Source organism: Pseudomyxococcus flavus (assembly GCF_050038885.1).
Lineage (GTDB): Bacteria > Myxococcota > Myxococcia > Myxococcales > Myxococcaceae > Myxococcus > Myxococcus flavus.
This window is the reverse complement of the sequence record NZ_CP143624.1, coordinates 833,117-855,042: the sequence shown is the minus strand read 5'-3', so window position 1 is coordinate 855,042 and position 21,926 is coordinate 833,117. Positions and strand designations below refer to the sequence as shown.

At 70.2% G+C, this 21,926-nt stretch carries 19 protein-coding genes; 12 read left to right on the top strand and 7 right to left on the bottom strand.

The window, feature by feature from the left end; genetic code table 11:
- Nucleotides 1-9 precede the first annotated feature (9 nt).
- The 5 genes from hemE to VZL07_RS03425 all read left to right on the top strand — a co-directional run bounded on the left by hemE (nucleotide 10) and on the right by VZL07_RS03425 (nucleotide 6,622).
- Nucleotides 10-1,056 (top strand): uroporphyrinogen decarboxylase, encoded by a 1,047-nt coding sequence (hemE, locus tag VZL07_RS03445; protein ID WP_426753895.1) that lies wholly within the window; start codon nucleotides 10-12, stop codon nucleotides 1,054-1,056.
- 136 nt (nucleotides 1,057-1,192) lie between these two features.
- Nucleotides 1,193-2,494, top strand: coding sequence for an acetyl-CoA C-acyltransferase FadI (fadI, locus tag VZL07_RS03440; protein ID WP_426753894.1), 1,302 nt, complete (start codon nucleotides 1,193-1,195; stop codon nucleotides 2,492-2,494).
- Entirely contained in the window at nucleotides 2,494-4,734 is a 2,241-nt protein-coding gene (fadJ, locus tag VZL07_RS03435) for a fatty acid oxidation complex subunit alpha FadJ (protein ID WP_426753893.1), read from the top strand. The genes fadI and fadJ overlap by 1 nt, the downstream gene beginning before the upstream one ends.
- Nucleotides 4,735-4,823: 89 nt before the next feature.
- Complete coding sequence (locus VZL07_RS03430; protein WP_426753892.1) at nucleotides 4,824-5,957, top strand: mannosyltransferase family protein; 1,134 nt, start codon at nucleotides 4,824-4,826, stop codon at nucleotides 5,955-5,957.
- Nucleotides 5,954-6,622, top strand: coding sequence for a class I SAM-dependent methyltransferase (locus tag VZL07_RS03425; protein ID WP_426753891.1), 669 nt, complete (start codon nucleotides 5,954-5,956; stop codon nucleotides 6,620-6,622). The genes VZL07_RS03430 and VZL07_RS03425 overlap by 4 nt, the downstream gene beginning before the upstream one ends.
- 164 nt (nucleotides 6,623-6,786) lie before the next feature.
- Here the strand turns inward: VZL07_RS03425 and VZL07_RS03420 are convergent, their stop codons facing one another.
- Nucleotides 6,787-7,635, bottom strand: a complete 849-nt coding sequence (locus VZL07_RS03420) for a ChbG/HpnK family deacetylase (protein ID WP_426753890.1) — start codon at nucleotides 7,633-7,635, stop codon at nucleotides 6,787-6,789.
- A complete protein-coding gene (locus VZL07_RS03415; protein WP_426753889.1) occupies nucleotides 7,632-8,435 on the bottom strand; it encodes a glycosyltransferase family 2 protein in 804 nt (267 codons plus the stop codon). The genes VZL07_RS03420 and VZL07_RS03415 overlap by 4 nt, the downstream gene beginning before the upstream one ends.
- 104 nt (nucleotides 8,436-8,539) lie before the next feature.
- Here VZL07_RS03415 and VZL07_RS03410 point away from each other — a divergent pair, with 104 nt between their 5' ends.
- The 5 genes from VZL07_RS03410 to VZL07_RS03390 all read left to right on the top strand — a co-directional run bounded on the left by VZL07_RS03410 (nucleotide 8,540) and on the right by VZL07_RS03390 (nucleotide 14,419).
- Entirely contained in the window at nucleotides 8,540-9,502 is a 963-nt protein-coding gene (locus VZL07_RS03410; RefSeq protein WP_426753888.1) for a GGDEF domain-containing response regulator, read from the top strand.
- A 169-nt stretch (nucleotides 9,503-9,671) separates the two neighbouring features.
- Nucleotides 9,672-11,255: an ATP-binding protein gene (locus tag VZL07_RS03405; RefSeq protein WP_426753887.1), complete on the top strand. Its 1,584-nt coding sequence runs from the start codon at nucleotides 9,672-9,674 to the stop codon at nucleotides 11,253-11,255.
- On the top strand, nucleotides 11,252-12,709 hold the full coding sequence (locus VZL07_RS03400) for a sigma-54-dependent transcriptional regulator (protein WP_426753886.1): 1,458 nt from the start codon (nucleotides 11,252-11,254) through the stop codon (nucleotides 12,707-12,709). The genes VZL07_RS03405 and VZL07_RS03400 overlap by 4 nt, the downstream gene beginning before the upstream one ends.
- A 75-nt stretch (nucleotides 12,710-12,784) precedes the next feature.
- The gene (locus tag VZL07_RS03395; RefSeq protein ID WP_426753885.1) at nucleotides 12,785-13,630 is read left to right on the top strand and encodes an NAD(+)/NADH kinase; all 846 of its coding nucleotides are present in this window, start codon (nucleotides 12,785-12,787) and stop codon (nucleotides 13,628-13,630) included.
- 15 nt (nucleotides 13,631-13,645) lie between these two features.
- Entirely contained in the window at nucleotides 13,646-14,419 is a 774-nt protein-coding gene (locus VZL07_RS03390) for a YdcF family protein (protein ID WP_426753884.1), read from the top strand.
- 58 nt (nucleotides 14,420-14,477) lie between these two features.
- Here VZL07_RS03390 and VZL07_RS03385 read toward each other — a convergent pair whose 3' ends face one another.
- Nucleotides 14,478-16,091, bottom strand: a complete 1,614-nt coding sequence (locus tag VZL07_RS03385; protein WP_426753883.1) for a bifunctional metallophosphatase/5'-nucleotidase — start codon at nucleotides 16,089-16,091, stop codon at nucleotides 14,478-14,480.
- A gap of 243 nt (nucleotides 16,092-16,334) precedes the next feature.
- On the opposite strand from VZL07_RS03385, the gene VZL07_RS03380 reads away from it, so the two are divergent.
- On the top strand, nucleotides 16,335-18,245 hold the full coding sequence (locus VZL07_RS03380) for an alpha-amylase family glycosyl hydrolase (protein WP_426753882.1): 1,911 nt from the start codon (nucleotides 16,335-16,337) through the stop codon (nucleotides 18,243-18,245).
- 51 nt (nucleotides 18,246-18,296) lie between these two features.
- Here the strand turns inward: VZL07_RS03380 and VZL07_RS03375 are convergent, their stop codons facing one another.
- From VZL07_RS03375 to VZL07_RS03360, 4 genes are read right to left on the bottom strand one after another with little or no spacing between them, the layout of a single operon-like run.
- Nucleotides 18,297-19,043, bottom strand: a complete 747-nt coding sequence (locus tag VZL07_RS03375) for an MBL fold metallo-hydrolase (protein ID WP_426753881.1) — start codon at nucleotides 19,041-19,043, stop codon at nucleotides 18,297-18,299.
- Nucleotides 19,040-19,537: a pantetheine-phosphate adenylyltransferase gene (coaD, locus tag VZL07_RS03370; RefSeq protein ID WP_426753880.1), complete on the bottom strand. Its 498-nt coding sequence runs from the start codon at nucleotides 19,535-19,537 to the stop codon at nucleotides 19,040-19,042. The genes VZL07_RS03375 and coaD overlap by 4 nt, the downstream gene beginning before the upstream one ends.
- Entirely contained in the window at nucleotides 19,537-20,748 is a 1,212-nt protein-coding gene (locus VZL07_RS03365) for an MFS transporter (RefSeq protein ID WP_426753879.1), read from the bottom strand. Before VZL07_RS03365 ends, coaD begins: the two co-directional genes overlap by 1 nt.
- The gene (locus tag VZL07_RS03360) at nucleotides 20,745-21,353 is read right to left on the bottom strand and encodes a TetR/AcrR family transcriptional regulator (protein WP_426753878.1); all 609 of its coding nucleotides are present in this window, start codon (nucleotides 21,351-21,353) and stop codon (nucleotides 20,745-20,747) included. The genes VZL07_RS03365 and VZL07_RS03360 overlap by 4 nt, the downstream gene beginning before the upstream one ends.
- 198 nt (nucleotides 21,354-21,551) lie before the next feature.
- On the opposite strand from VZL07_RS03360, the gene VZL07_RS03355 reads away from it, so the two are divergent.
- Nucleotides 21,552-21,917: a hypothetical protein gene (locus VZL07_RS03355; RefSeq protein ID WP_426753877.1), complete on the top strand. Its 366-nt coding sequence runs from the start codon at nucleotides 21,552-21,554 to the stop codon at nucleotides 21,915-21,917.
- Nucleotides 21,918-21,926: the final 9 nt, after the last annotated feature.

Genomic DNA, 21,926 nt, shown 5'->3' with positions numbered 1-21,926 from the left:
AGGTCCGAAGTGAACGACCGACTCCTCCGCGCGGCGCGCCGCCAGCCCACTGACACGACGCCGGTCTGGCTGATGCGCCAGGCTGGCCGCTACCTGCCCGAGTACCGGGCCATCCGCGGCAACATCGCCTTTCTCGACCTGTGCAAGCACCCGGACCTGGCCGCCGAAGTCACCGTCCAGCCGGTGACGCGCCTGGGCGTGGACGCGGCCATCATCTTCTCGGACATCCTCATCCCCGTGGAGGCCATGGGCATCACCCTGGAGCTGGGGGACAAGGGGCCGCACTTCCCCAACCCCGTGCGCTCCGCCGCGGACATCGACAAGCTGGGCGTGCCGGACCCGGTACAGGGCACGGGCTTCGTGGCCGAGGCCATCCGCCGCACGCGCAAGGCGCTCAACGACTCGGTGCCCGTCATCGGCTTCGCGGGCGCGCCCTTCACCCTGGCCGCGTACATGGTGGAGGGCGGCGGCTCCAAGAGCTACATCCTCATCAAGCGGCTGATGTTCGAGCAGCCCGAGCTGGCGCACCGCCTCTTCGGCAAGCTCACCGACACGCTGATTCCCTACCTGAAGATGCAGGTGGAGGCGGGCGCGAGCATCGTCCAGATTTTCGACTCGTGGGGTGGCGAGCTGTCGCCGTGGGACTACGAGCGCTTCTGCATTCCGTACCTCAAGCGCATGGTGTCCGAGCTGAAGGCCACCGGCGTGCCCGTCATCGTCTTCGGCGTGGGCATGTCCACGCACCTGCCGCTGCTCAAGAGCACCGGCGCGGACGTGGTGGGCCTGGACTGGACCCTGCCCATGGACGAGGGCCGGCGCGTGCTGGGGCCGGACGTGGCGGTGCAGGGCAACCTGGACCCGTTGCACCTGTTCCTCCCCCGCGAGGAGCTGGACGGCCGCGTGAAGGACATCCTCCGGCGCGCGGGTCCCCAGGGGCACATCTTCAACCTGGGCCACGGCATCCTCCCGCCCACGGACCCCGAGTCCGCGAAGTTCCTCGTGGACGCTGTCCACCGCCACGGCGTGGCCCTGCGTCAGGGCACGCTGGGAGCGTAGGGTCGCTTGCACCTCCCCCGGGCTGCCGTCCGAGGGGAGTGTCCACCGATTGATTTTTGAATCAATGGACGATTGACGCGACGCATTGCCGCTCGTTAGATGCCCGCCTCCCGACTTCGCTGGAGGTGAGGCACACATGGCAAGCGAGAAGCGCAACGGCCCCCGCCGGGTGGCCATCGTCCGCGGCCTGCGGACCCCGTTCGTGAAGGCGGGCTCCGTCTTCTCGGGGCTGACGGCGCTCGACCTGGGCCGCATGGTGGTCCAGGAGCTGGTGCAGAAGACGGACCTGGACCCGGAGGTCATCGACCAGGTGGTGTTCGGCCAGGTCATCCCCACGCTGACGGCTCCGTCCATTGCCCGCGAGGTGGTCATCGCGGCGGGGCTGCCGAAGAAGATTGATGCCTTCACGGTGTCGCGTGCGTGCGCCACGTCCATCCAGGCGATGACGACGGCGGCCAACGCGATTGCCACGGGCGAGGCGGACGTCGTCATCGCCGGTGGCACCGAGTCCATGTCGGACGCGCCGATTTTCACCAGCCGCCCGCTGGCGCACGCGCTGGTGGCGGCGTCCAAGGGGCGCTCGCTGCCGGACAAGCTCAAGCCCTTCCAGCGCCTCAAGGCCAAGGACCTGCTGCCGGTGCCGCCGGCCATCGCCGAGTACTCCACTGGCATGACGATGGGCGAGAGCGCCGAGAAGATGGCCAAGGAGAACGGCATCTCTCGCGAGGAGCAGGACCGCATCGCCTACCACTCGCACCGCAACGCGGCCAAGGCGTGGCAGGACGGCCTGTTCGACAACGAGGTCATGCACGTCGTCGTGCCGCCGAAGTTCGACAAGACGGCCGAGCGCGACAACATCGTCCGTGAGGACTCCAGCATGGAGGCGCTGGCGCAGCTCAGGCCGGCGTTCGACCGCAAGTACGGCACGATCACGGCGGGCAACTCGTCGCCGTTGACGGATGGCGCGGCGGCGCTGCTGCTGATGAGCGAGGAGAAGGCGCGCGCGCTGGGCTACGAGCCGCTGGGCTTCTTGCGCAGCCACGCCTACGCGGCCACGGACCCGGGGGACCAGCTCCTCCAGGGGCCGGCCTACGCGGTGCCCACGGCGCTCAAGCGCGCGGGCATGACGCTGGCGGACATCGATCTGGTGGAGATGCACGAGGCCTTCGCCGCGCAGGTGGCCAGCAACATCCAGGCGCTGGCGTCTCAGGCGTTCGCGAAGAAGGCGGGCTGGAGCGCGCCGGTGGGCGAAATCGACCGGGAGCGGCTGAACGTCACGGGCGGCTCCATCGCCATTGGCCATCCCTTCGGGGCCACGGGGGCGCGCATCGTCACCCAGGCCCTCAATGAGCTGAAGCGTCGGAACAAGAACACGGTGATGTGCACCGTCTGCGCGGCTGGCGGCCTGGGCGCCGCCGTCATCCTGGAGCGTGCGTGATGGCCACCAAGGCTGAAGAGCTCGAGGCGAAGCAGGGCTTCTCGTACCAGGTGGAGGACGGCGTCGCCGTCATCACCTTCGACCTGCCGGACTCCCCGGTGAACACGCTGTCGCCGGAGACGGGCGAGGCCTTCCTGCGCGTCATGACGCGCGCGGAGCGGGAGCCCGAGGTGAAGGCCGTCGTCTTCACGTCCGGCAAGAAGGACTCGTTCGTCGCCGGGGCGAAAATCGACTTCCTGCAGACCATCAAGACGGCGGAGGAGGCCACCGCCATCAGCCGCAACGGGCAGGAGGGCTTCGACAAGCTGGACGCCTTCCCCAAGCCTGTCGTCGCGGCCATCCACGGCGCATGCCTGGGCGGCGGCCTGGAGTGGGCGCTGGCGTGTGACTACCGCATCGCCACCGACAGCCCGAAGACGTCGCTGGGCCTGCCGGAGGTGCAGCTCGGCCTGATTCCGGGCGCGGGCGGCACGCAGCGGCTGCCGGCGCTGATTGGCGTGCAGGCGGCGCTGGACCTCATCCTCACCGGCAAGAGCCTCAAGCCCGCGAAGGCGAAGAAGCTGGGCGTGGTGGATGAGGTGGTGCCGGTGCCCATCCTCCGCGACATCGCGGTGCGGCGCGCGAAGGAGCTGGCCGACGGCAAGCTGAAGGTCGAGCGCCGCCACGGTCAGGGCTTCAAGGGCGTGGCCCGCGGCGGCAAGGCGAAGGGACTGGCGGGCTTCATCCAGGGGCTGGCCAACAAGGAGCTGTGGGCCGAGGTGGCGCTGGAGGACAACCCGCTGGGCCGCAAGGTCCTCTTCGACCAGGCGCGCAAGCAGCTCCTGAAGAAGACGCGCGGCAAGTTCCCCGCGCCGGAGAAGGCGCTTCAGGTCGTGCGCGTGGGCCTGGAGTCCGGCCACAAGGCGGGCCAGGAGGCGGAAGCGAAGGCCTTCGGCGAGCTGGTGGTGTCGGACGTCTCCAAGCGGCTGGTGGAAATCTTCTTCGCCACCACGGCGCTGAAGAAGGAGAACGGCACGTCCAACCCGGACGTGAAGCCGCGCGAGGTGAAGAAGGTGGCCGTGCTGGGCGGCGGGCTGATGGGCGGCGGCATCGCCTACGTGGCCAGCGTGCTCCAGGGCGTGCCCGTGCGCGTGAAGGACAAGGACGACGCGGGCGTGGGCCGGGCCATGAAGCAGGTGCAGTCGATTCTCGACGAGCGCGTGAAGCGGCGTTCGCTCACGCGCCGCGAGGCCACGGCGAAGTCGGCGCTGGTGACGGCGGGCACGGACTACAGCGGCTTCAAGTCGGCGGACCTCGTCATCGAGGCGGTGTTCGAGGACCTCAAGCTCAAGCACCGCGTCATCGCGGAGGTGGAGGCCGTCACCGGCGAGCAGACCATCTTCGCGTCCAACACCTCCAGCATCCCGATTACGGAGCTGGCCAAGGGCAGCCGGCGGCCCGCGCAGGTGATTGGCATGCATTACTTCAGCCCGGTCCACAAGATGCCGCTGCTGGAGATCATCACCCACGTGGGCACCGCGGACTGGGTGACGGCCACCTGCGTGGAGGTGGGGCGCAAGCAGGGCAAGACGGTCATCGTCGTCAACGACGGGCCGGGCTTCTACACCTCGCGCATCCTCGCCCCGTACATGAACGAGGCGGCGTACCTGCTGGCGGAAGGCGCGGACATCGCGGAGCTCGACAGGGCGCTGGTCGAGTTCGGCTTTCCGGTGGGCCCGATTACCCTCCTGGACGAGGTGGGCATCGACGTGGCGCAGAAGGTGGGCCCCATCATGGAGGCCGCCTTCGGCAAGCGCATGGCGGCGCCCAAGGCCCTGGAGAAGGTGGTGGCCGACGGCCGCCTGGGCCGCAAGACGCAGAAGGGCTTCTACCTGTACGAGGACGGGAAGAAGAAGGAGGTGGACCACTCCATCTACGCGCTGCTGCCGCACGGCACGGAGCGCCGCTCCTTCGACCGCGCGGAGATGGCCGAGCGCGTGGTGCTGCAGATGGTCAACGAGGCCATCCGCTGCCTGGGCGAGGGCATCCTCCGCAGCGCGCGTGACGGCGACGTGGGCGCCATCTTCGGCCTGGGCTTCCCGCCCTTCCTCGGTGGCCCCTTCCACTACGTGGACAGCCGCGGCCCCGCCGAGGTGCTGCGCAAGCTGGAGCACTTCCACGACAAGCTCGGCGAGCGCTTCGCCCCCGCGCCGCACCTGGTGGAGATGGTGAAGGCGGGCAAGACGTTCTACCCGCGCTGAGCCACGTCTGATTGCCCCCGGGAGTCCCTCGTACCAGGGGCTCCCGGGCTTGACCGGCGCCAGCCCATGGCCCGAGCTTCCGGACTCGAATGGTACGCTCTGCGTCCCGAAGCATTGCCCTGTTCGCCCTCGCGGCCGTGGTGGCCTGTGGTGCCGCCGCCACCGCTGGGGCCTGGCGCTTCTTCCACAAGGACCCGAGCAACCCCGTGGTCCGGCTCGACGAGTACTTCACCATGGGCTGGGTGGCCTGGGACTCGAGCTGGTACATGCGGATTGCCCAGGAGGGCTACCAGTTCGTGCCGGGGCAGCAGAGCTCGGTGGCCTTCTTCCCGCTCTATCCACTGCTCATCCGGGCGGTGGAGACGCTGGGCCCCAACGTGTACCAGTCCGGCGTGCTCGTCACGCTGGTGTGCGGTCCGCTGGCGCTGATTCTCTTCACCCGCTGGGCGCGCAGGCTCACGGACGAGGACACCGCGCTGAAGGCCGGGCTGCTGATGGCCTGCTATCCCTTCACGCTCTACTTCTACGGCGCCATGTACTCGGACGCGCTGTTCGTCCTGCTGGTGGTGGCGGCCTTCCTGCTGCTGGAGCGGGGGCTCCTGCTGCCCGCCGTCCTGGTGGCGGCGGTGGCCACGGCGGCACGACCCGTGGCGCCCGCGGTGGTGCTGGGCCTGCTGGTGCGCCGCCTGGAGTGGAAGCACGCGCGCGGGGAGACGTGGAGCGCGGTGGACTTCCTGCCGGTGCTGTCGGGCCTGGGCTTCGGCGCGTACATGCTCTTCCTGTGGCACCAGTTCGGAGACCCGGTGGCCTTCGTGAAGGTGCAGGGGGCGCCCGGCTGGGAGCAGATTCCCGGCTGGCACACGTGGCTGAAGGTGAGCTGGCTCGAGCGCGTCGTGCTCGCGCCGCAGGACAAGCGCGAGGCCATCCGGCTGGCGGCGCATGCCTTCTTCACGGTGCTGGCGCTGGCGCTGGTGTGGCCCACGCGCAAGCGGTTGGGCTGGGGGTATGCCGTGTACGTGCTGGCCATGGTGGGCATGCCCGCGTGGTCCACGAAGGACTTCATGGGCATGGGGCGCTACCTGCTGTCCGCCTTCCCGCTCTTCCTCACCGCGGCGATGCTGCTGCGCGAGCGGCCCCGGCTGCTGCGCGGGGCGCTGGCGGTGGGCGCGGCGTCGCTGCTCGTCCTCTCGTGGGCCTTCGGCGCCGACTACTACGTGTCATGAGCGAGCTGCTTCATCAGGCCCTCTTGCGCTACGACGGATTGCCCGTCGCCGAGCGCTTCCACGTCCACGCGCGCGCCTTCTCCGCGCCGCTGCTGGCCCTGGCGGCGCGGACACCCGGCGGCAGGGTGGCGGACATCGGCTGTGGGCATGGGCTGCTGACCGCGCTGCTGGCCCTGGCGGACCCGCGTCGCGCGGTGCACGGCGTGGACCCGGACCCGCGCAAGGTGGCCTGGGCGAGGCGCGCGCTCGCGGGACAGCCCAACGTGCGCATCGCGGAAGGCACCGTGGAGGAGACGCTGGCCCGCGAGCCACCCGGGGGCTTCGACGCGGCGGTGGTCTGCGACGTGCTGTACCTGCTGCCCGAGTCGAAGTGGCCGGGCTTCCTCTCCACGGTGCATGGCCTGCTGCGGCCGGGCGGGCGGCTGTTGCTCAAGGAGGTGGAGGGGGACGGCTCCTGGAAGCACCGCAAGGCACTGGCGCAGGAGTGGGTGATGGTGTCGCTGCTGGGGCGCACGAAGGCCAGTGGTGGCATGGCGCTGAAGCCGCGCGGGTCGCTGACGCGGTACCTGGAGGACGCGGGCTTCGCCGTGCGCGAGGTGGTGGACCTGGGCGCGGGCTACACCACGCCGCATGTCCTCTATGTGGCGGAGCGCCGGGGGGCGTAGCCGAGGCCGCGGGCCTCATTGCTGCGCGAGGTTGTGAGCGTGCGCCTCGGCTCCGTCTCCCTCGGCATCCTCTGCGTGGCGGAGCGCCCGGGGGGGCGCTGAAGCGGGCTTCGCGGTGAGCGAGGCGGCGGTGTGGGACCGCGCGACACCACGCCTCACGGCCTCTACGTGGCCGAGAATAACGTGCCGTAGCTGTGCAACTGCACGCCGCGCTCGAGCAGCCGCGCCTTCACCCGTGCGCTGGTGAGCGCCTCCAGCTCCGCCTGCCACCCGTAGCGCCAGCCCGGGTCCTCCGGCACGTGCGGCGCGCCTTCACCCGGGTGGCAGCCCAGCTCGAAGTCCCCCGGAGGCAGCGCGTCCACCACCGCGAGCAGGGCGGACTCGTCCAGGCGGCCCGCCTCGAAGAGGCCGCCCGCGCTCACCCGGCGCACGCCCCAGGCGGCCCTCGGCGCGGCGCGGGCGAGCACGGCCAACAGCGTCGCCTTGAGCGCGGGGCCCGGCGTCCGCAGCCAGCGAGGGCGGGGCAGGGCATCCGGCCAGCGCAGCGGCAGCCGCTCCCGCGCGGCCAGGACCTCCACGAGAGGCCGCACCCCGGGCAGCAGGTGCAGGTGCTGGTGCCCGTCCAGGTGGTCCACCTCGATTCCCAGCGCCCGGGCTCGTTCGAGCTGCGCGGACAGCTCGCGCGCCAGCTCGTCCCGGCGCACCTGGCCCGTGAGCCACGCGCGGGCGAAGTCCGCCCAGCTGCCACGCAGCCGCCCCCCGGGCGCTACCGTGGGCACCTCATGGGCGGGCGCCGCCGGTGGAAGCCGCGTCGAGAGGGCCAGGTGGAGTCCCACCGCGAGCCCCGCTGCCTTCGCGCGTGCCGCCGCCCCGGCCGCCGTGGGCCCCATGGCCAGCAGGGTGGCGCTGGTGACGATGCCGTCGCGGTGCGCGCGGAGGATGCCCGCGTCCAGGGAGGCATGGAGCCCCAGGTCATCCGCGTTCACCACCAGCCGCGTGAGGCGGCGTGTCATCCGTGGGCTGAACCCCGCGCCGCGTGGCCCGGCGACACGGTGTGGAGCTGCTGCACGGACGGCGGCAGGCGCACGGGGTGCACGGGCGGCTCGGGTGAGCGCAGCTTCGGGTAGAGCGCCACCAGCTCCCGCACCATCGTCGCGATGACGGAAGGCGAGGCCAGCGTGGACACGCCGCGCGTGCGCGGGAAGTAGTCCACGCCCATCTGGAACACGCGGAAGCCCTGGCGGATGGCCTTCACCACCAGCTCCGCGTCGATGAACGAGCCCTGGCTGTGCAGCTCCATGGACTCCAGCACGCGGCGTTGCATCACCTTGAAGCTGAAGTTGACGTCCTTGATCTGGATGTCGAAGAGCGACCGGATGAGCAGGTTGTAGACGTACGAGTAGACGATGCGCCTGGCGCCCTCGCTCGTGCGGTCAAACCGGAAGGCGCAAATCATGTCCGCCTCCAGGTACGCCATCAGGTGCAGGGCGCGCTCCAGCTCCCGCATGTCCCAGGGCAGGTCCACATCCGAGTACACGACGATGTCCTTCGTCGAGGCCGCCAGGCCGGTGCGCATGGCACCCCCCAGCTTCAGATTCACCGGATGGTGGATGACGCGCAGCTGCGGCACCTTTCGGGCCAGCTCCTCACAGACCTCCCAGGTACGGTCCGTGGACGCGTCATCGACGACGATGATTTCGAAGTCGTCCGTCAGGCCAGGCAGGACCTCCAGGGCCCGGCTCACCGCTCGCTCGACATAGTCCTCTTCGTTCCAGGCCGGGAAGAACAGGCTGACGCTCGGGTATGAGGCCATGGGCGACCTCCGATGGCGGACCTACAGGGTTAGTGACTTGGTAGCAGAGAATCCCGCTTTTCCCATCGGACGGGGGTCGCACTCCGTCGCAGGCATGTGATACCGTGAAAGCACCATTTTGCGGGGACACTGTGAACTCCAGGCCCTTTACCCTGCTGGTAGTGGATGACTCGCAGTCGACGTTGCCACGCGTGGCCCGAGCCCTGGGCCCGGAGGACTTCGCCCTCCGCATCACCGCCCACGGCCCGGAGGTGCCGAGACTGGCGCGGGAGGTTTCCCTGGTCGTCTTGTGTCCAGGCGAGGATGCGACCGCCAGCCTGGCCCTGCTGGAGCGGCTGACGCCGGGCGACGGTGCCCTGGGAACGCCCGTGGTGCTCCTAGCGCCTCCCGAGCCGCGGGACACCTGGGTGGAAGCCCTGCGTCGCGGGGCTGAGGTCGTTTTGGACCCATGGACCCCGGAGGAGCTGCTGGCCCGGGTGCACCGCGCCCTGGTCGTTCACGCCCGGCTGGAGGCGCTCGCCACCCAGGTCGGGGAGCTGCAGCGGCTGTCCTCCACGGATGGCCTCACGGGGGTGCACAACCACCGGCACTTCCAAGAGCGACTGAGGGAGGAGTTCCGCCGCGCTCAGCGCTATGACGACGCCCTCTCGCTCATCCTCCTGGACCTGGATTACTTCAAGGAAATCAACGACAAGTACGGCCACTCCGCTGGAGATGGCGTGCTGCGCGAGGTGGCCGCCGCCCTCACACGGGGCGTGCGAGAGACGGACCTGGTCGCCCGCTACGGAGGAGAGGAGTTCGCGGTGCTGCTGCCACGCACCCACTTCACCGGGGCCCTCACCGTGGCCGAGCGCGTCCGCCGGGAGCTGCGCGCCCTGCGTCTGGAGCTCGATGCCAGCCTCCAGGTCACCGCGTCCCTGGGCGTCTCCAGCTTCCCCCACCGCACCGTCCTCAGCCCGGAGCAGCTGCTCCTCACCGCGGACGAGGCGCTCTACCAGGCCAAGCGGGACGGCAGGGACCGCATCTGCCTGCACCCCCAGCTCCCCATCGGTCCGCCGGGAACCTAGCCCGGGTCAAAGACCCGGGGTCTGTGTTGACCCATTTCGTAGGGATGGGTCTAATTGCACCCGGTGTTGTTTCGCGCCACGGAAATGTCAAGGCCCGTGATTCCAGACTGTTGGGCAGGGAGTTTCTGCTGGCAGGGCCATTGCATTTGTCAGGGGGCGGAAACAATTCATGGGTTCTCAAGCCGCACATGCCCACGGTCAGCAGGCCGTTTCGCCGCGCGGGCGGCTGCTCCTCGTGGACGACGAGGAGAACATCCTCAAGTCCATCCGCCGGGTGCTGCGCCGCGGTGACTGGGACATCGAGACGGCGACGGACGCCGAGCAGGGCCTGCGGGCGGTGGAGGCCTTCCACCCCGAGGTCGTCATCTCCGACTTCCGCATGCCGGGGATGAATGGCGTCGACTTCCTCACCCGGGTGAAGCAGCAGGAGCCGCGCGCCCAGCGCATCATGCTGACGGGGCAGGCGGACCAGCAGGCCATCGAAGAGGCCATCAACCGGTCCGAGATCTTCCGCTTCATCTCCAAGCCCTGGAACGACAGCCACCTGGTGCTGACGGTGAAGAGCGCCTTCGAGCAGTACGCGCTCCAGGCGGAGAACGAGCGGCTCTACACGGTGACGCAGGCGCAGAACGCGGAGCTGAAGCTGCTCAACGCGGACCTGGAGGAGCGCGTCGCGCAGCGCACGCGCATGCTGAGCCAGGCCAAGCGCGAGTGGGAGCTGTCCTTCGACTGCATGGAGACGCCGCTGTGCGTGGTGCGCGCGCGCGACTTCGCGGTGCGGCGGGCGAACCTCGCGTACGCGGACGTGGCCGGGCGCTCCATCGAGGAGATTCCCTCCGACACCACGTGCTACCGCTACCTCTTCGGCCGCAACGAGCCGTGCACGGGCTGCCCGCTGCCGGCGGCGGTGGAGAGTGGCAAGGGCGCGCGCGGCGAGGTCCGCCAGGGCGGGCGCACCTTCGTGGTGTCCGCCTACCCCATGGCGGGGGATGAGCGCGTCGTCTGCACCTACCGGGACGTCACCGAGGAGCAGGCGATGACGCGCCGGCTCATCGAGACGGAGAAGATGGCCGCGGTGGGCCAGCTCGCCGGCGGGGTGGCGCACGAAATCAACAACCCGCTGGGCGGCATCCTCGCCTTCGCGCAGCTGATGTCGCGCGACGCGGGCCGCAGCGAGGCGGACCTGGAGTCGCTGGGGCTCATCGAGGAGAGCGCGCTGCGCTGCAAGCGCATCGTCGAGAGCCTCCTGAAGTTCAGCCGCCACAGCCGCGTGGAGGACCGGCGGCCCTTCGACCTGTCCAAGTGCGTGGAGGACGCGGCCGTGCTGTTCCGCGCGCAGCTCAAGTCCATGCCCACGGTGGAGCTGTCGCTGGGGCTCGCGGACGACCTGCCGAAGGTGTACGGCGACCCCGGCCAGCTCGCGCAGGTGGTGCTCAACCTCCTGCAGAATGGTCTCCAGGCGCTGCCCGAGCGCGAGGGCAAGCTGACGCTGGTGACCGGTCGCGAGGGCGACCGCTGCTACTTCGCGGTGACGGACACCGGCACGGGCATCGAGGAGAAGCACCTGCCCCGCATCTTCGAGCCGTCGTTCACCACCAAGGCCCCGGGTGAAGGCACCGGCCTGGGGCTCTCCATCGCGTACCGCATCGTCCAGGACCACGGGGGCAGCTTCCACGTGGACACCCAGGTCGGCCAAGGCTCCTGCTTCACCGTTTTTCTGCCCATCCCCCTGCAGCTCGAGAGGTTGCCGTGAACCAAGTCAAGCGCGCCAAAGTCCTCGTCGTGGATGACGATTCCGTCGTCCTCAAGGCCGTGACGCAGATTCTCCAGCGCGAGGGCCACCCGGTGGTGGCCATTGACGACGCGGTGGAGGGCCTGACGGCGGCCAAGGACCCCACCATCGACGTGGTCGTCCTGGACATCAAGATGCCCAACCTGTCCGGCATGGACCTGCTGCGCGGCATCAAGGCCGAGCGCCCGGACGTGGAGGTCATCATGATGACGGCCTTCGCCACCGTGGAGACGGCGGTGGAGGCGGTGAAGGCGGGCGCCTACGACTACCTCACCAAGCCCTTCGAGAACATCGACGAGGTCAGCCTCACGGTGGCCAAGGCGGCCGAGCGCAAGGCGCTCAAGGACCGCGCCCGCGCGCTGGAGGAGGCCCTCACGGTTCGCAGCCAGTTCGAGGACCTCATCGGCCAGTCCACGCAGATGCGCTCCGTCTTCAAGCTGGTGGAGACGGTGAGCCACTCCACGGCCACGGTGCTCATCCAGGGTGAGAGCGGCACGGGCAAGGAGCTGGTGGCCCGCGCCATCCACTACCGCAGCGCGCGCAAGGACAAGCCCTTCGTGGCCGTCAACTGCTCGGCGCTGACGGAGACGCTGCTGGAGAGCGAGCTCTTCGGCCACGTGAAGGGCAGCTTCACCGGCGCCACCGGCAACAAGAAGGGCCTCTTCGAGGCGGCCGACGGCGGCACCATCTTCCTGGACGAGATTGGCGACGTGCCCCCCGCCACCCAGGTGCGCCTGCTGCGCGTGCTCCAGGAGGGCGAGGTCAAGCGCGTGGGCGCCAACGAGCCGGTGAAGGTGGACGTGCGCGTCATCGCCGCCACCCACGTGGACCTGTCCCGCGCCAAGGAGCAGGGCAAGTTCCGCGAGGACCTCTTCTACCGCCTCAACGTCATCACCATCGACCTGCCGCCGCTGCGCGACCGGCCCGAGGACGTGCCGCTCCTGGCGCACCACTTCCTGAAGCTGTACGCCGCCAAGGCGGACAAGAAGGTGACGGGCATCTCCCCGCGCGCCATGGAGGCCCTCACCTGCAACCGGTGGACGGGCAACGTGCGCGAGCTGGAGAACGTCATCGAGCGCGCGGTGGTGCTCACGGGCAACGACATCATCGACGTCGAGGACCTGCCGCCGGGCTTCCAGTCCGCGCCCCAGCCGGACTCCACCGTGGAGGTGTTCAGCCTGGCACACCTGCCCTACGCCCAGGCCAAGCGCCTGGCGATGCGCGCCTTCGAGCGGCGCTACCTGTCCGCGCTGCTGGAGAAGAACAACCAGAACGTCTCCAGCGCGGCCCGTGCGGCGGGCGTGGACCGCTCCAACTTCCGCCGCCTGCTCAAGCAGTACGAGGTGGCCGGCCGCTCGATGAAGCCCCGCGTGGCCCCGGCGGAGGACACCGAGGCGCTGGAAGCGGCGTCCTGACGTGTGTCAGCAGGCGGGCACCCCGGCATTTCGCATGAGCGCCGGGGGGCCGCCTGGATTAGAAGGCAGGGCTGCGTGCAGACCCTGGCAATCGTCGCGAAGAGGGACAAGCCCGAGGCGGTAGCGCTCGCGGCCCAAATCCGTGAGCGGTACCCCCACCTGACGGTGCTGGCGGACCGCACGCTGGCCCATGAGGTGGGCTGGCCTCGGGTGGATGACCGGGAGCTGGTGGCTCGGGCGGACCTGATGGTGGTGCTGGGCGGGGATGGCACGCTCATCTACGCGGCGCGCCTCCTGGGCGGCCGCGGGGTGCCCATTCTCGGCGTCAACCTGGGCAGCCTGGGCTTCATGACGGAAGTCCCGGTGGAAGAGCTGTACCCCATGCTGGAGCAGGTGCTCGCGGGGCGCTTCCAGGTGGACTCCCGGATGAAGCTCACCTGCCGCCTGCTGCGCGGGGGCCGGACGCTCATCGAGGATGAGGTCCTCAACGACGTGGTCATCAACAAGGGCGCGCTGGCGCGCATCGCCGACCACGAGACGTCCATCGACGGGGTGCCCATCACCACCTACAAGTCGGACGGCGTCATCCTGGCCACGCCCACGGGCTCCACGGCGTACTCGCTGTCCGCGGGAGGACCCATCGTCCACCCGTCGGTGGACTGCACGGTGCTGTCGCCCATCTGTTCGCACGCGCTCACCCAGCGCTCCATCGTCGTGCCGGCGGACCGGACCATCCGGGTGACGCTGCGCAGTGAGACGGCGGACACGTACCTCACCATCGACGGGCAGACGGGCCACGGGCTCCAGGGCGGGGACTGCATCGAGGTGGTGCGCTCGCCCAACCGGGTGAACCTGGTGCGCAACCCGAAGGTGGCCTACTTCTCCATCCTCCGGCAGAAGCTCCATTGGGGCGAGCGCTGAAGAGCGCCAGGCGACGTGTTCCTGTTCCTGTCGAAGGTATTGGACCTGCTGCTGGCGCCGCTCACCTGGGCGCTGCTGCTGTGGCTCGCGGCCTGGGGGCTGCGGCGGAGGCCACGCGCGGCGCGGGTGCTGAGCCTGCTGGGCGGGGTGGGGCTGTACGCGTTCTCCACCGAGCCGGTGGCCATGGGGTTGATGCGGCTGACGGAGGCGGGGGCGGTGCGGACGTTCCAGCCGGGCGTCACCTATGACGCCGTCATCGTCCTGGGCGGCGGGCTGGACCCGGCGGCCACCGAGCGCACCGGCGTGCCGGAGTACAACGCGGCGGTGGAGCGGGTGCTGCGGGGCTTCGAGCTGCTGCGAGAGGGCCGGGCGCGGCAGGTGCTCCTCTCCGGGGGCTCGTTGGACCCGAGGCCGGAGGCCGTGGTGGAGGCGGAGGTGCTGTCGCGGCAGCTCCAGCAGTGGGGCATCCCGGCCGAGCGCATCGTCCGGGAGGGGCGCAGCCGCAACACGCGGGAGAACGCGCTCGAGTCGGCGCGCATCATCCAGGCGCGAGGCTGGACGTCGCTGCTCCTGGTGACGAGCGCGGCGCACATGCCACGCGCGGCGGGGTGCTTCGCGGCGGTGGGGTTGCGGCCAGACACGCTGCCGGTGGACGCGCGCGCGTCCAGCACGCCGCTGCGGCGGATGAGCTGGCTGCCCCGGGCCGGGGCGCTCAGCGTGAGCACGGACGCGCTGCGCGAGCTGGCGGGGCGGGTCGTGTATCGCCTGCGAGGCTGGACGGCGGATTGAGCGGGCCTGCCCCGGGCGGGGGCGGGGATTGCGCATTGCTGCGCCGTCCCGGGCCGCGCTACTTGAGCGGCGCAGGCGGCTGCCGCGCGTCGGGCGCCAACGCGCCGCTGCCGAGCCGGGAGATGCGGCCATTCGCCTGGGCATGCGGCGACGGCGTGCCGGTGCGGAACGCCTCCGCCAGCACATCCAGGGGGGAGTCCCCGTTCACCATCGCCGGCACGGACGGCTGGTTCTTCAGCATGTCGTAGCCGTCCTTGCCGCTGGCGAGGAAGCTCAACGTCGCGAGCCGATACGTCGCTGCCGTGTCCAGCGGCTTGCCGCCCACCGTCACGTTCAGCACCCGCTGGCCCGCGGGCCGGTCCGAGTCGAACGTGAACTCCATCCCGGACACCTGGGGGAAGCGGCCCGGCCGCGAGTCCTCGCGGCTGAGGCTGACGCCATTCTCCAGCGCCGCGCGCAGCGTGTCCCCCTTCACCAGCAGCACCACCAGCTCGTCCGCGTAGGGGAGGATGGAGTGCAGATCTCTCCGCGTCACGCCGCCCGCGGGCAGCACCGTATCCGCCCGCAGCGCCCCCGCGTTGACCAGCGCCACGTCCGCGCCCGCCGCCGCGCGGAAGGCGTCCGCGACGAACGAGCCCAGGTTCGTCTCCTGCGTGCGCACCTGCGCGGCCCGGGCGTCCAGGGCCACCGGTGTGCGGCCCACGCGCTCCGACAGCCGGTCGAACAGCGCCGCGTAGGGCTGCATCGCCGCGTTGAACTCCGCGTCCTCCGGCACCTTCCGCGTCACCGGCAGCGTCTGCCACGTCACCTGGCGCACCTTCGCCGTCGCCGTGTCCACGTCCAGCGTGAGCCGGCCCACGTCCACCGCGTCCGCGGCCACCTTGAAGATGGGCGTGCCCGTGCTGTGGTCCTCCAGCGCCTCGTGGTCATGCCCGCCGAGCACCACGTCCACCGGCACGCAGCGGGTGAGGGCCCGGTCCTGGTCCGCCGTCTGGTGCGTGAGCGCCACCACCACCTGGGCGCCGGCCTCGCGCAGCTTCGCCACCGCGCTCCGGGCCGCCTCGCAGACGTCGCCGAAGTGGGTGTCCTTGCCCGCCTTGGTGGTGCCCTTCGTCTCCGGCAGCACCACGCCGAAGAGGCCCAGCTTGATGCCACCCAGCTCGCGCACCGCGTAGCCCTTCACCCCGGTGAAGAGGCCACCTGTCTTCGTGTCCTCCACGTTGGCGCCCAGCCACGTGAAGCGCGACTCGCGGATTCGCTCGCGTAGGACGTCGTCCCCGAAGTCGAACTCGTGGTTGCCCAGCACCGCGTAGTCCAGACCCAGTGCGTTCCAGGCGGCCACCATGTGCCGGCCCTTGAGCTGCTGCCCATCCAGCTCCACCAGGGACTCCACGGAAGGAGACAGCGTGTCGCCGCCCATCAGCGTCAGCACATGAGGCGACTCCCGCAGCACCTGCTTGCGCAGCGTGGCCGCACGCGCCAGGCCCCCCCGCTGGCCGTCCTCCACGGCCTGCACCTGGTAGACGTCCGCCAGGTGCAGCAGCGTCAGGCGCACCGTGCCAGCGGGAGGCGCGGGTGGGGTGCCCGGTGAGGTCGTGGCGCAACCGCTGGCCAGGACCGCGGCCAACGCCAGGAGGGCCTCACGGCGGGCCAGCGCTGTCTTCTTCGTCATCGTGCGTCGCTCTCCCCAGCGCGCTCCCTGGGTGGGGCGCAACATCGGGGGCGTATCGCACTCAGGGGAGGATGGCGAGCACCGGGGGCTTCACGCGCCGTGTCACGCGGTGGCGGCAGCGTGCGGACTGATACATTGGATGCACCCCGATATGGTGAAAAGTTACAGATTTCGTGCAGAGCCGTTTGCGCTGGATTCACGCCGGTTGCTAGGACGCTCCCTGACCAAGGGAGGTTGTCATCCATGAGGCACTGCAACAGGTGGGGTGCGCTCCTGCTGGCCGGTGTGATTGCCGGCTGCGGGGAGTCCGCGCTCGAAGGGCAGCAAGGTTCCACGGAGGAGACGGCGGTCATCAGCCAGCAGCTCAGCTCGTCCACGCGGCCGGGCATGGGCGCCACCATCTACAACGGTGGCGTCACGTTCCGTACCTGGGCGCCGCTGGCGAGCCGGGTGTTCGTCTCCGGCGATTTCAACGGCTGGGGCACCTGGATTGAGCTGGGCAACGAGTTCAACGGCAACTTCTCCGGTGACGTCCCGGGCGCGGTGAAGGGCCAGAAGTACAAGTTCATCACCCGCAACCAGTGGGGCAGCGACGCGTGGCGGGCGGACCCCCGTTCCGCGTGGCAGGAGAACTCCACCGGCTCCAGCATCATCTACGACCATGGTGAGTACTGGTGGAACGCGCAGCAGTTCAGCACGCCGGCGTTCAACGAGATGATCATCTACGAGCTGCACGTCGGCACGTTCCATGACTCGCCCGGCTGGGGCCCTGGCAACTGGAACAGCGCGATTGCCAAGCTCGACCACGTCCGCGACCTGGGCGCGAACATGGTCAAGGTCATGCCCGCGTACGAGTTCGCGGGTGACTTCTCCTGGGGCTACAACGCGGCCTTCCCGTTCGCGCCGGAGAGCGCCTACGGCCACCCCAATGACATGAAGCGCTTCGTGGACGAGGCGCACATGCGCGGCATCGGCGTCATCTTCGATGTGGTGCACAACCACTACGGCCCCAGCGACCTGCCCATGTGGTGCTACAGCGGCGACTGCCTGGGCTCCGGCGGCGAGTACTTCTACAACGACTGGCGCAAGAGCACGCCGTGGGGGGACACGCGCCCGGACTACGGCCGCCCCGAGGTTCGCGCGTACATCCGCGACTCGATGATGAACCTGCTCCACAACTTCCGTGGCGACGGTCTGCGCTGGGACGCCACCAAGTACATGCGCACGCAGAATGGCAGCGACTCCACCGCCATCCCCGACGCGTGGCGCGTGTTCCGCTCCATCAACCGGGAAATCAACGCCACGCAGCCCTGGAAGATCAGCATCGCCGAGGACTTTGGCGGCGGTGACTCCATCACCAACGGCTCCTCGTCCGACACCGCGGGCGGCGCCGACTTCGACTCGCAGTGGGGCGGCGACTTCGTGCACGCCATCCGCGCGGCGGTCATCGCGTCGAACGACGGCAGCCGTGACATGAACGCGGTGCGCAACGCCATCACCCAGCAGTACAGCGGGCGGCACACCGCGCGCGTCATCTACTCGGAGAGCCACGACGAGGTGGCCAACGGCAAGGCACGCGTGCCGGAGGAGATCTGGCCGGGCAACGCGGGCAGCTGGGCCGCCAAGAAGCGCTCCACGCTGGCGGCGGGCGTCGTCTTCACCTCGCCCGGCATCCCGATGATCTTCCAGGGCCAGGAGTTCCTCGAGGACGGCTACTTCCAGGACACGGACCCGGTGGACTGGGGCAAGAACAGCACGTACGGCGGCATCCGGACGCTGTACCGCGACCTCATCCGCCTGCGCCGCAACTGGTTCAACAACACGCGCGGCCTGCGTGGCGGCAACGTCAACGTCCACCACGTGAACAACAGCGGCAAGGTGATTGCGTACCACCGCTGGGAGAACGGCGGGCCCGGGGATGACGTCGTCATCGTCGCCAACTTCAGCGGCACGTACTTCCCCAGCTACAACATCGGCTTCCCGCGCGGGGGCATGTGGTACGCGCGCTTCAACAGCGACGCGAATGTGTACTCCAGCGACTTCGGCAACACGGCCACCGTCGACACCGTCGCCTACAGCGGCGCCAAGGACGGCATGTCGCACAACGCGTCGTTCGCCATCGGCCCCTACTCGCTGGTCATCTTCTCGCAGTAGCGCCTGACGGCGCGGGGCGCCCGGGTTCCATGCACCGGGCGCCTCGCGGCCTCAGACGTTGTAGCGGCGGCCCTGCGCGAGCGGTTCGATGACGCTCGCGCCGGTGTCGAAGTCGTCCGGGTAGTGGATGAGCCGCATCCGGGCGCGCAGCTCGGCGGGCAGCGCCGCGAGCTTCTCGTAGGGCGTGTGCACGCCGTAGTTCGTCTCGTGGATGATGAGGTCCGCCTCCGAGAGCCAGTCGATGAGGCCCTCGTCGAAGGCGGTGTCCGCGCTGTACCCCAGGCACCGGCCTCCCGCGTGGATGCGCAGCGCGGTGGTGGGCACGTGGTGGTACGTCATCCGGCTCTCGATGAGGAAGGGCCCGTGCCGCACGGAGGACTCCGTCGAGAGCGGCGTGTGCTCGAAGTAGTCGTCGAAGTGCTTGGCGTTGGGCGGCTCGCCGCGCCGCTCGATGAGGCACTCCATGCCGGCGGCCAGGTTCCCCTCCCAGAGCCGCTGGGCGACGGCGGGGTGGGCGAGCACCTCCAGCTTCCGCTTCAGGACGAAGAAGGAGAAGTAGCCCAGGCTCTCCAGGCCCGACGCGTGGTCCGCGTGCAGGTGGGTGAGGGCCACGGCGCTGACGCGGTCCGCGTCCAGGGGCTCGCCGGTGGACTCGGAGGCCTCGCGCATCATCTTCCGGATGGGGTGCGGGCAGTCCACGAGCAGCACCTGACCCTCCGCTTCCACCGCGAGGCAGGAGGAGTAGCGCAGGGCGGAGAAGGCGTCGCCGATGCCAAGGGTGATGAAGGACAGGCTCATGGCGAGCTCCGGAGGGTAGGGGCCAGTCGCTCCTGGAGCTTCGCCGCGACGGCCGGCGGACAGAAGGCGGAAACGTCCTCGCCGCGCGCCACGCGGGCCTTCAGTCCGCTGCTGCTCACCTCGGCCAGGTGGGCCTCGGCGGGGAGGAAGAGGGTGGACAGCTCGGGCGCCAGCGCGCGGTTGTTCTGCGCCAGCGTCGTCTCGAACTGGGCGTCCGTGGCGCCGCGCACGCCGCGCAGCAGGACGCTGGCGCCGATGTCGCGCGCGAAGTCGACGATGAGCCCCTGGGTGAAGGCCACGGTGACGTTGGGGTGGTGCGCCACGGCCTCGCGGAGCAGGGCCACGCGCTCCTCGGCGGACAGCAGGGTCTGCTTGTCGGGATTGATGGCCACCACCACCACCACGTGGCGGAAGAGCCGGGCGGCCTGGCGGACGACGGACATGTGGCCGGCCGTGACGGGGTCGAAGCTGCCGGCGTAGACGGCGATGGTCATCACGACACCTCGAGTGCGGCCCCGGGAGCGAGGCTCCGGGGCGGGTGGAAGGTGAGGGCCGCGTACAGCGTGCCCGCGGCGCAGAGGAGCGCGGCCAGCGTGAAGTGCCCGGCATAGCCCAGGGCCTGCGCGCTGAAGCCGCTCACCGCGGCGGCGGCGCCCGTGGTTAGCACCACCACGGAGGCCTGCACGGTGTAGTCGGTGGCGGCGTGGTCCGGCCGGCACGCGTCCATCATCGCGGTGAAGACGGCGGCGGTGGCCATGCCGCTGGCCACGTGCTCCACGCCGCAGACCGCGGTGAGCACGGCGTGGGATGCGCCGCCGCGGGCCGCGAGGGCGTAGAGCAGCACCGCGCCGGCCTGGATGCCGCCGAAGACGAGCAGGGCCTTCCGCCGCCCGAGTCGCGCCACCAGGCTGCCCCCCAGCAGCGCGCCCACGAGGCCCGCGGTGAAGCCCACGCCGCCCAGCATCCAGCCGATGTCCGTCAGCGACAGGCCCGCGTCCACCAGGAAGGTGCGCAGCATGCCCGTGGCCAGGGCCTCGCCAGCCTTGTAGACGACGAGCAGCGTGAGCCATGGGGCGGCGCCCGGGCGCGTCAGCCACCACCTCAGGCCCAGGCTCTGCGCGGCGGGAGGCGCGGAGGGCGGCTCGCGGTAGCGCGCGATGGGGAAGGTGGCCGCGAGCAGCACCGCGCCCAGCGCGAGGAACGTGGGGCGCCAGCCCACCGCGTCGAAGACGGCGAGCATCACCCCGCCGCCCAGAATCATCCCCACGCGATAGGCGGCCACCTGGATGCCGTTGCCCCAACCCCGCTCGGTGGGCGTGAGCAGGTCCACCGCGAGCCCGTCGGTGGCCACGTCCTGCGTGGCGGCCAGGAGGTTGACGCCCAGCACCGCGGCCATCAGCAGCCGCGTATCCAGGCTCCCGTCGGGCAGCGCGAGCCCGAGCAGCAGCCCCGCGGACAGGCATTGCAAGGGGAGGATGTAGCCGCGCCGCCGGCCCCATCGTGACGAGCCGTGCCGGTCCATGGGCGGTGCCCAGAGGAACTTGAGCGCCCAGGGCAGGGCCAGCAGGTGGGCCAGGCCGATGGCCGGCAGCGACAGCCCCTGGTGGCGCAGCAGCACCGGCAGCGCCTGGGTGAAGAAGCCGAAGGGGAGCCCCTGCGACAGGTAGAGGCTGGACAGCAGGCCGAGCTTGGTCGCCGTCTTCATGCGTCCTCCTTCGTGCCCGCCGTATCCAGGAGCCCCGCGGCCATGCGCTTCACGGTGCTGGCGGCCGACCCGGAGGGGACGAGGCCCGGGACGCTGGCGGAGAGCACGAAGTACCCCTGCACGGCGGCGAACAGGCCTGCGGCCAGCGCGGGCGCCTTGCGCCGTCCCACGACGGCCGCGACGAGCGACGTCAGCTTCTCCAGGTCGGCGCGCACCACCTGCTCGTAGATGGCGCGGACCTCGGGCTGGCGGATGGCCTCCGCGCTGATGACGACCCAGCTGGCGACGGCGGTGGGGGCCGCGTCAGCGCCCGTGGCGAGGAACGCTTCCAGGAAGGCGTCCACCTGGGCCCGGGCGTCCGGGCCCCTCACCCGCGCGAGCCTCGCCTCCACGCGCTGCCGGGCCTGCGCGGCGAGCTGCTCCACCAGCGTGAGGAGAATCTCCTGCTTGTCGCTGAAGTGGTAGTGGACCAGCCCCGGGCTCAGGCCCGCCGCCTTCGCGATTTCGCCCACGGACGCACGCTCGTAGCCGCGCTCCGACATGACCTTCAGCAGGCCCGCGACAATCTGCTGACGGCGCTCTTCGGTGTTGGACGGGCGGGGCATGCAGGGCTCGTTTATTGGTTGTTTGACCAACTTATAAAGCCGGTCCGCGTGGGCGTCAATCCCACCGGGACCGGACGCCGGGCGGACTGGAATGTGGAAGTCAGGAAAGGCGCTGATAGCGTCCGGTGGATGACCCGAGCAGCTCGTCGCATTCGCGCCGTGGTGCTGTCTGGACTCGTGGGGGGAGGGAGCCTGGCCATGTCAGGGGCCGCGCCCGCGGTGCCTCCGCTGCACGGGCCCGATGGCCCGCCCATCGCCCGTGATGTGCGGATGATTGCCCTGAAGGTGCAGGGCGCGCAGGGCGAGTCCGGCCTCCGGCTCGAATCGGGCCGCGACGTCCACCTTCGATGGCCGACCTGGAAGGGCACGCTGCGCGTCCTGGCGATGCACGACGGCCAGGGGACCTACGAGGTCTCCGTGTGGTTGCCCGGGAAGGATGCGCCGGTGAAGCGCGCGGTCCTCAAGAAGAAAGGGGCGGCGGTCACCCTCGTCCCTGGCAAGGACGTGCCCGAGGGCTACTTCGGCACCGCGGAGCGTCCCGTGAAGTTCATTCTCGATGAGTGAGGGTACGTC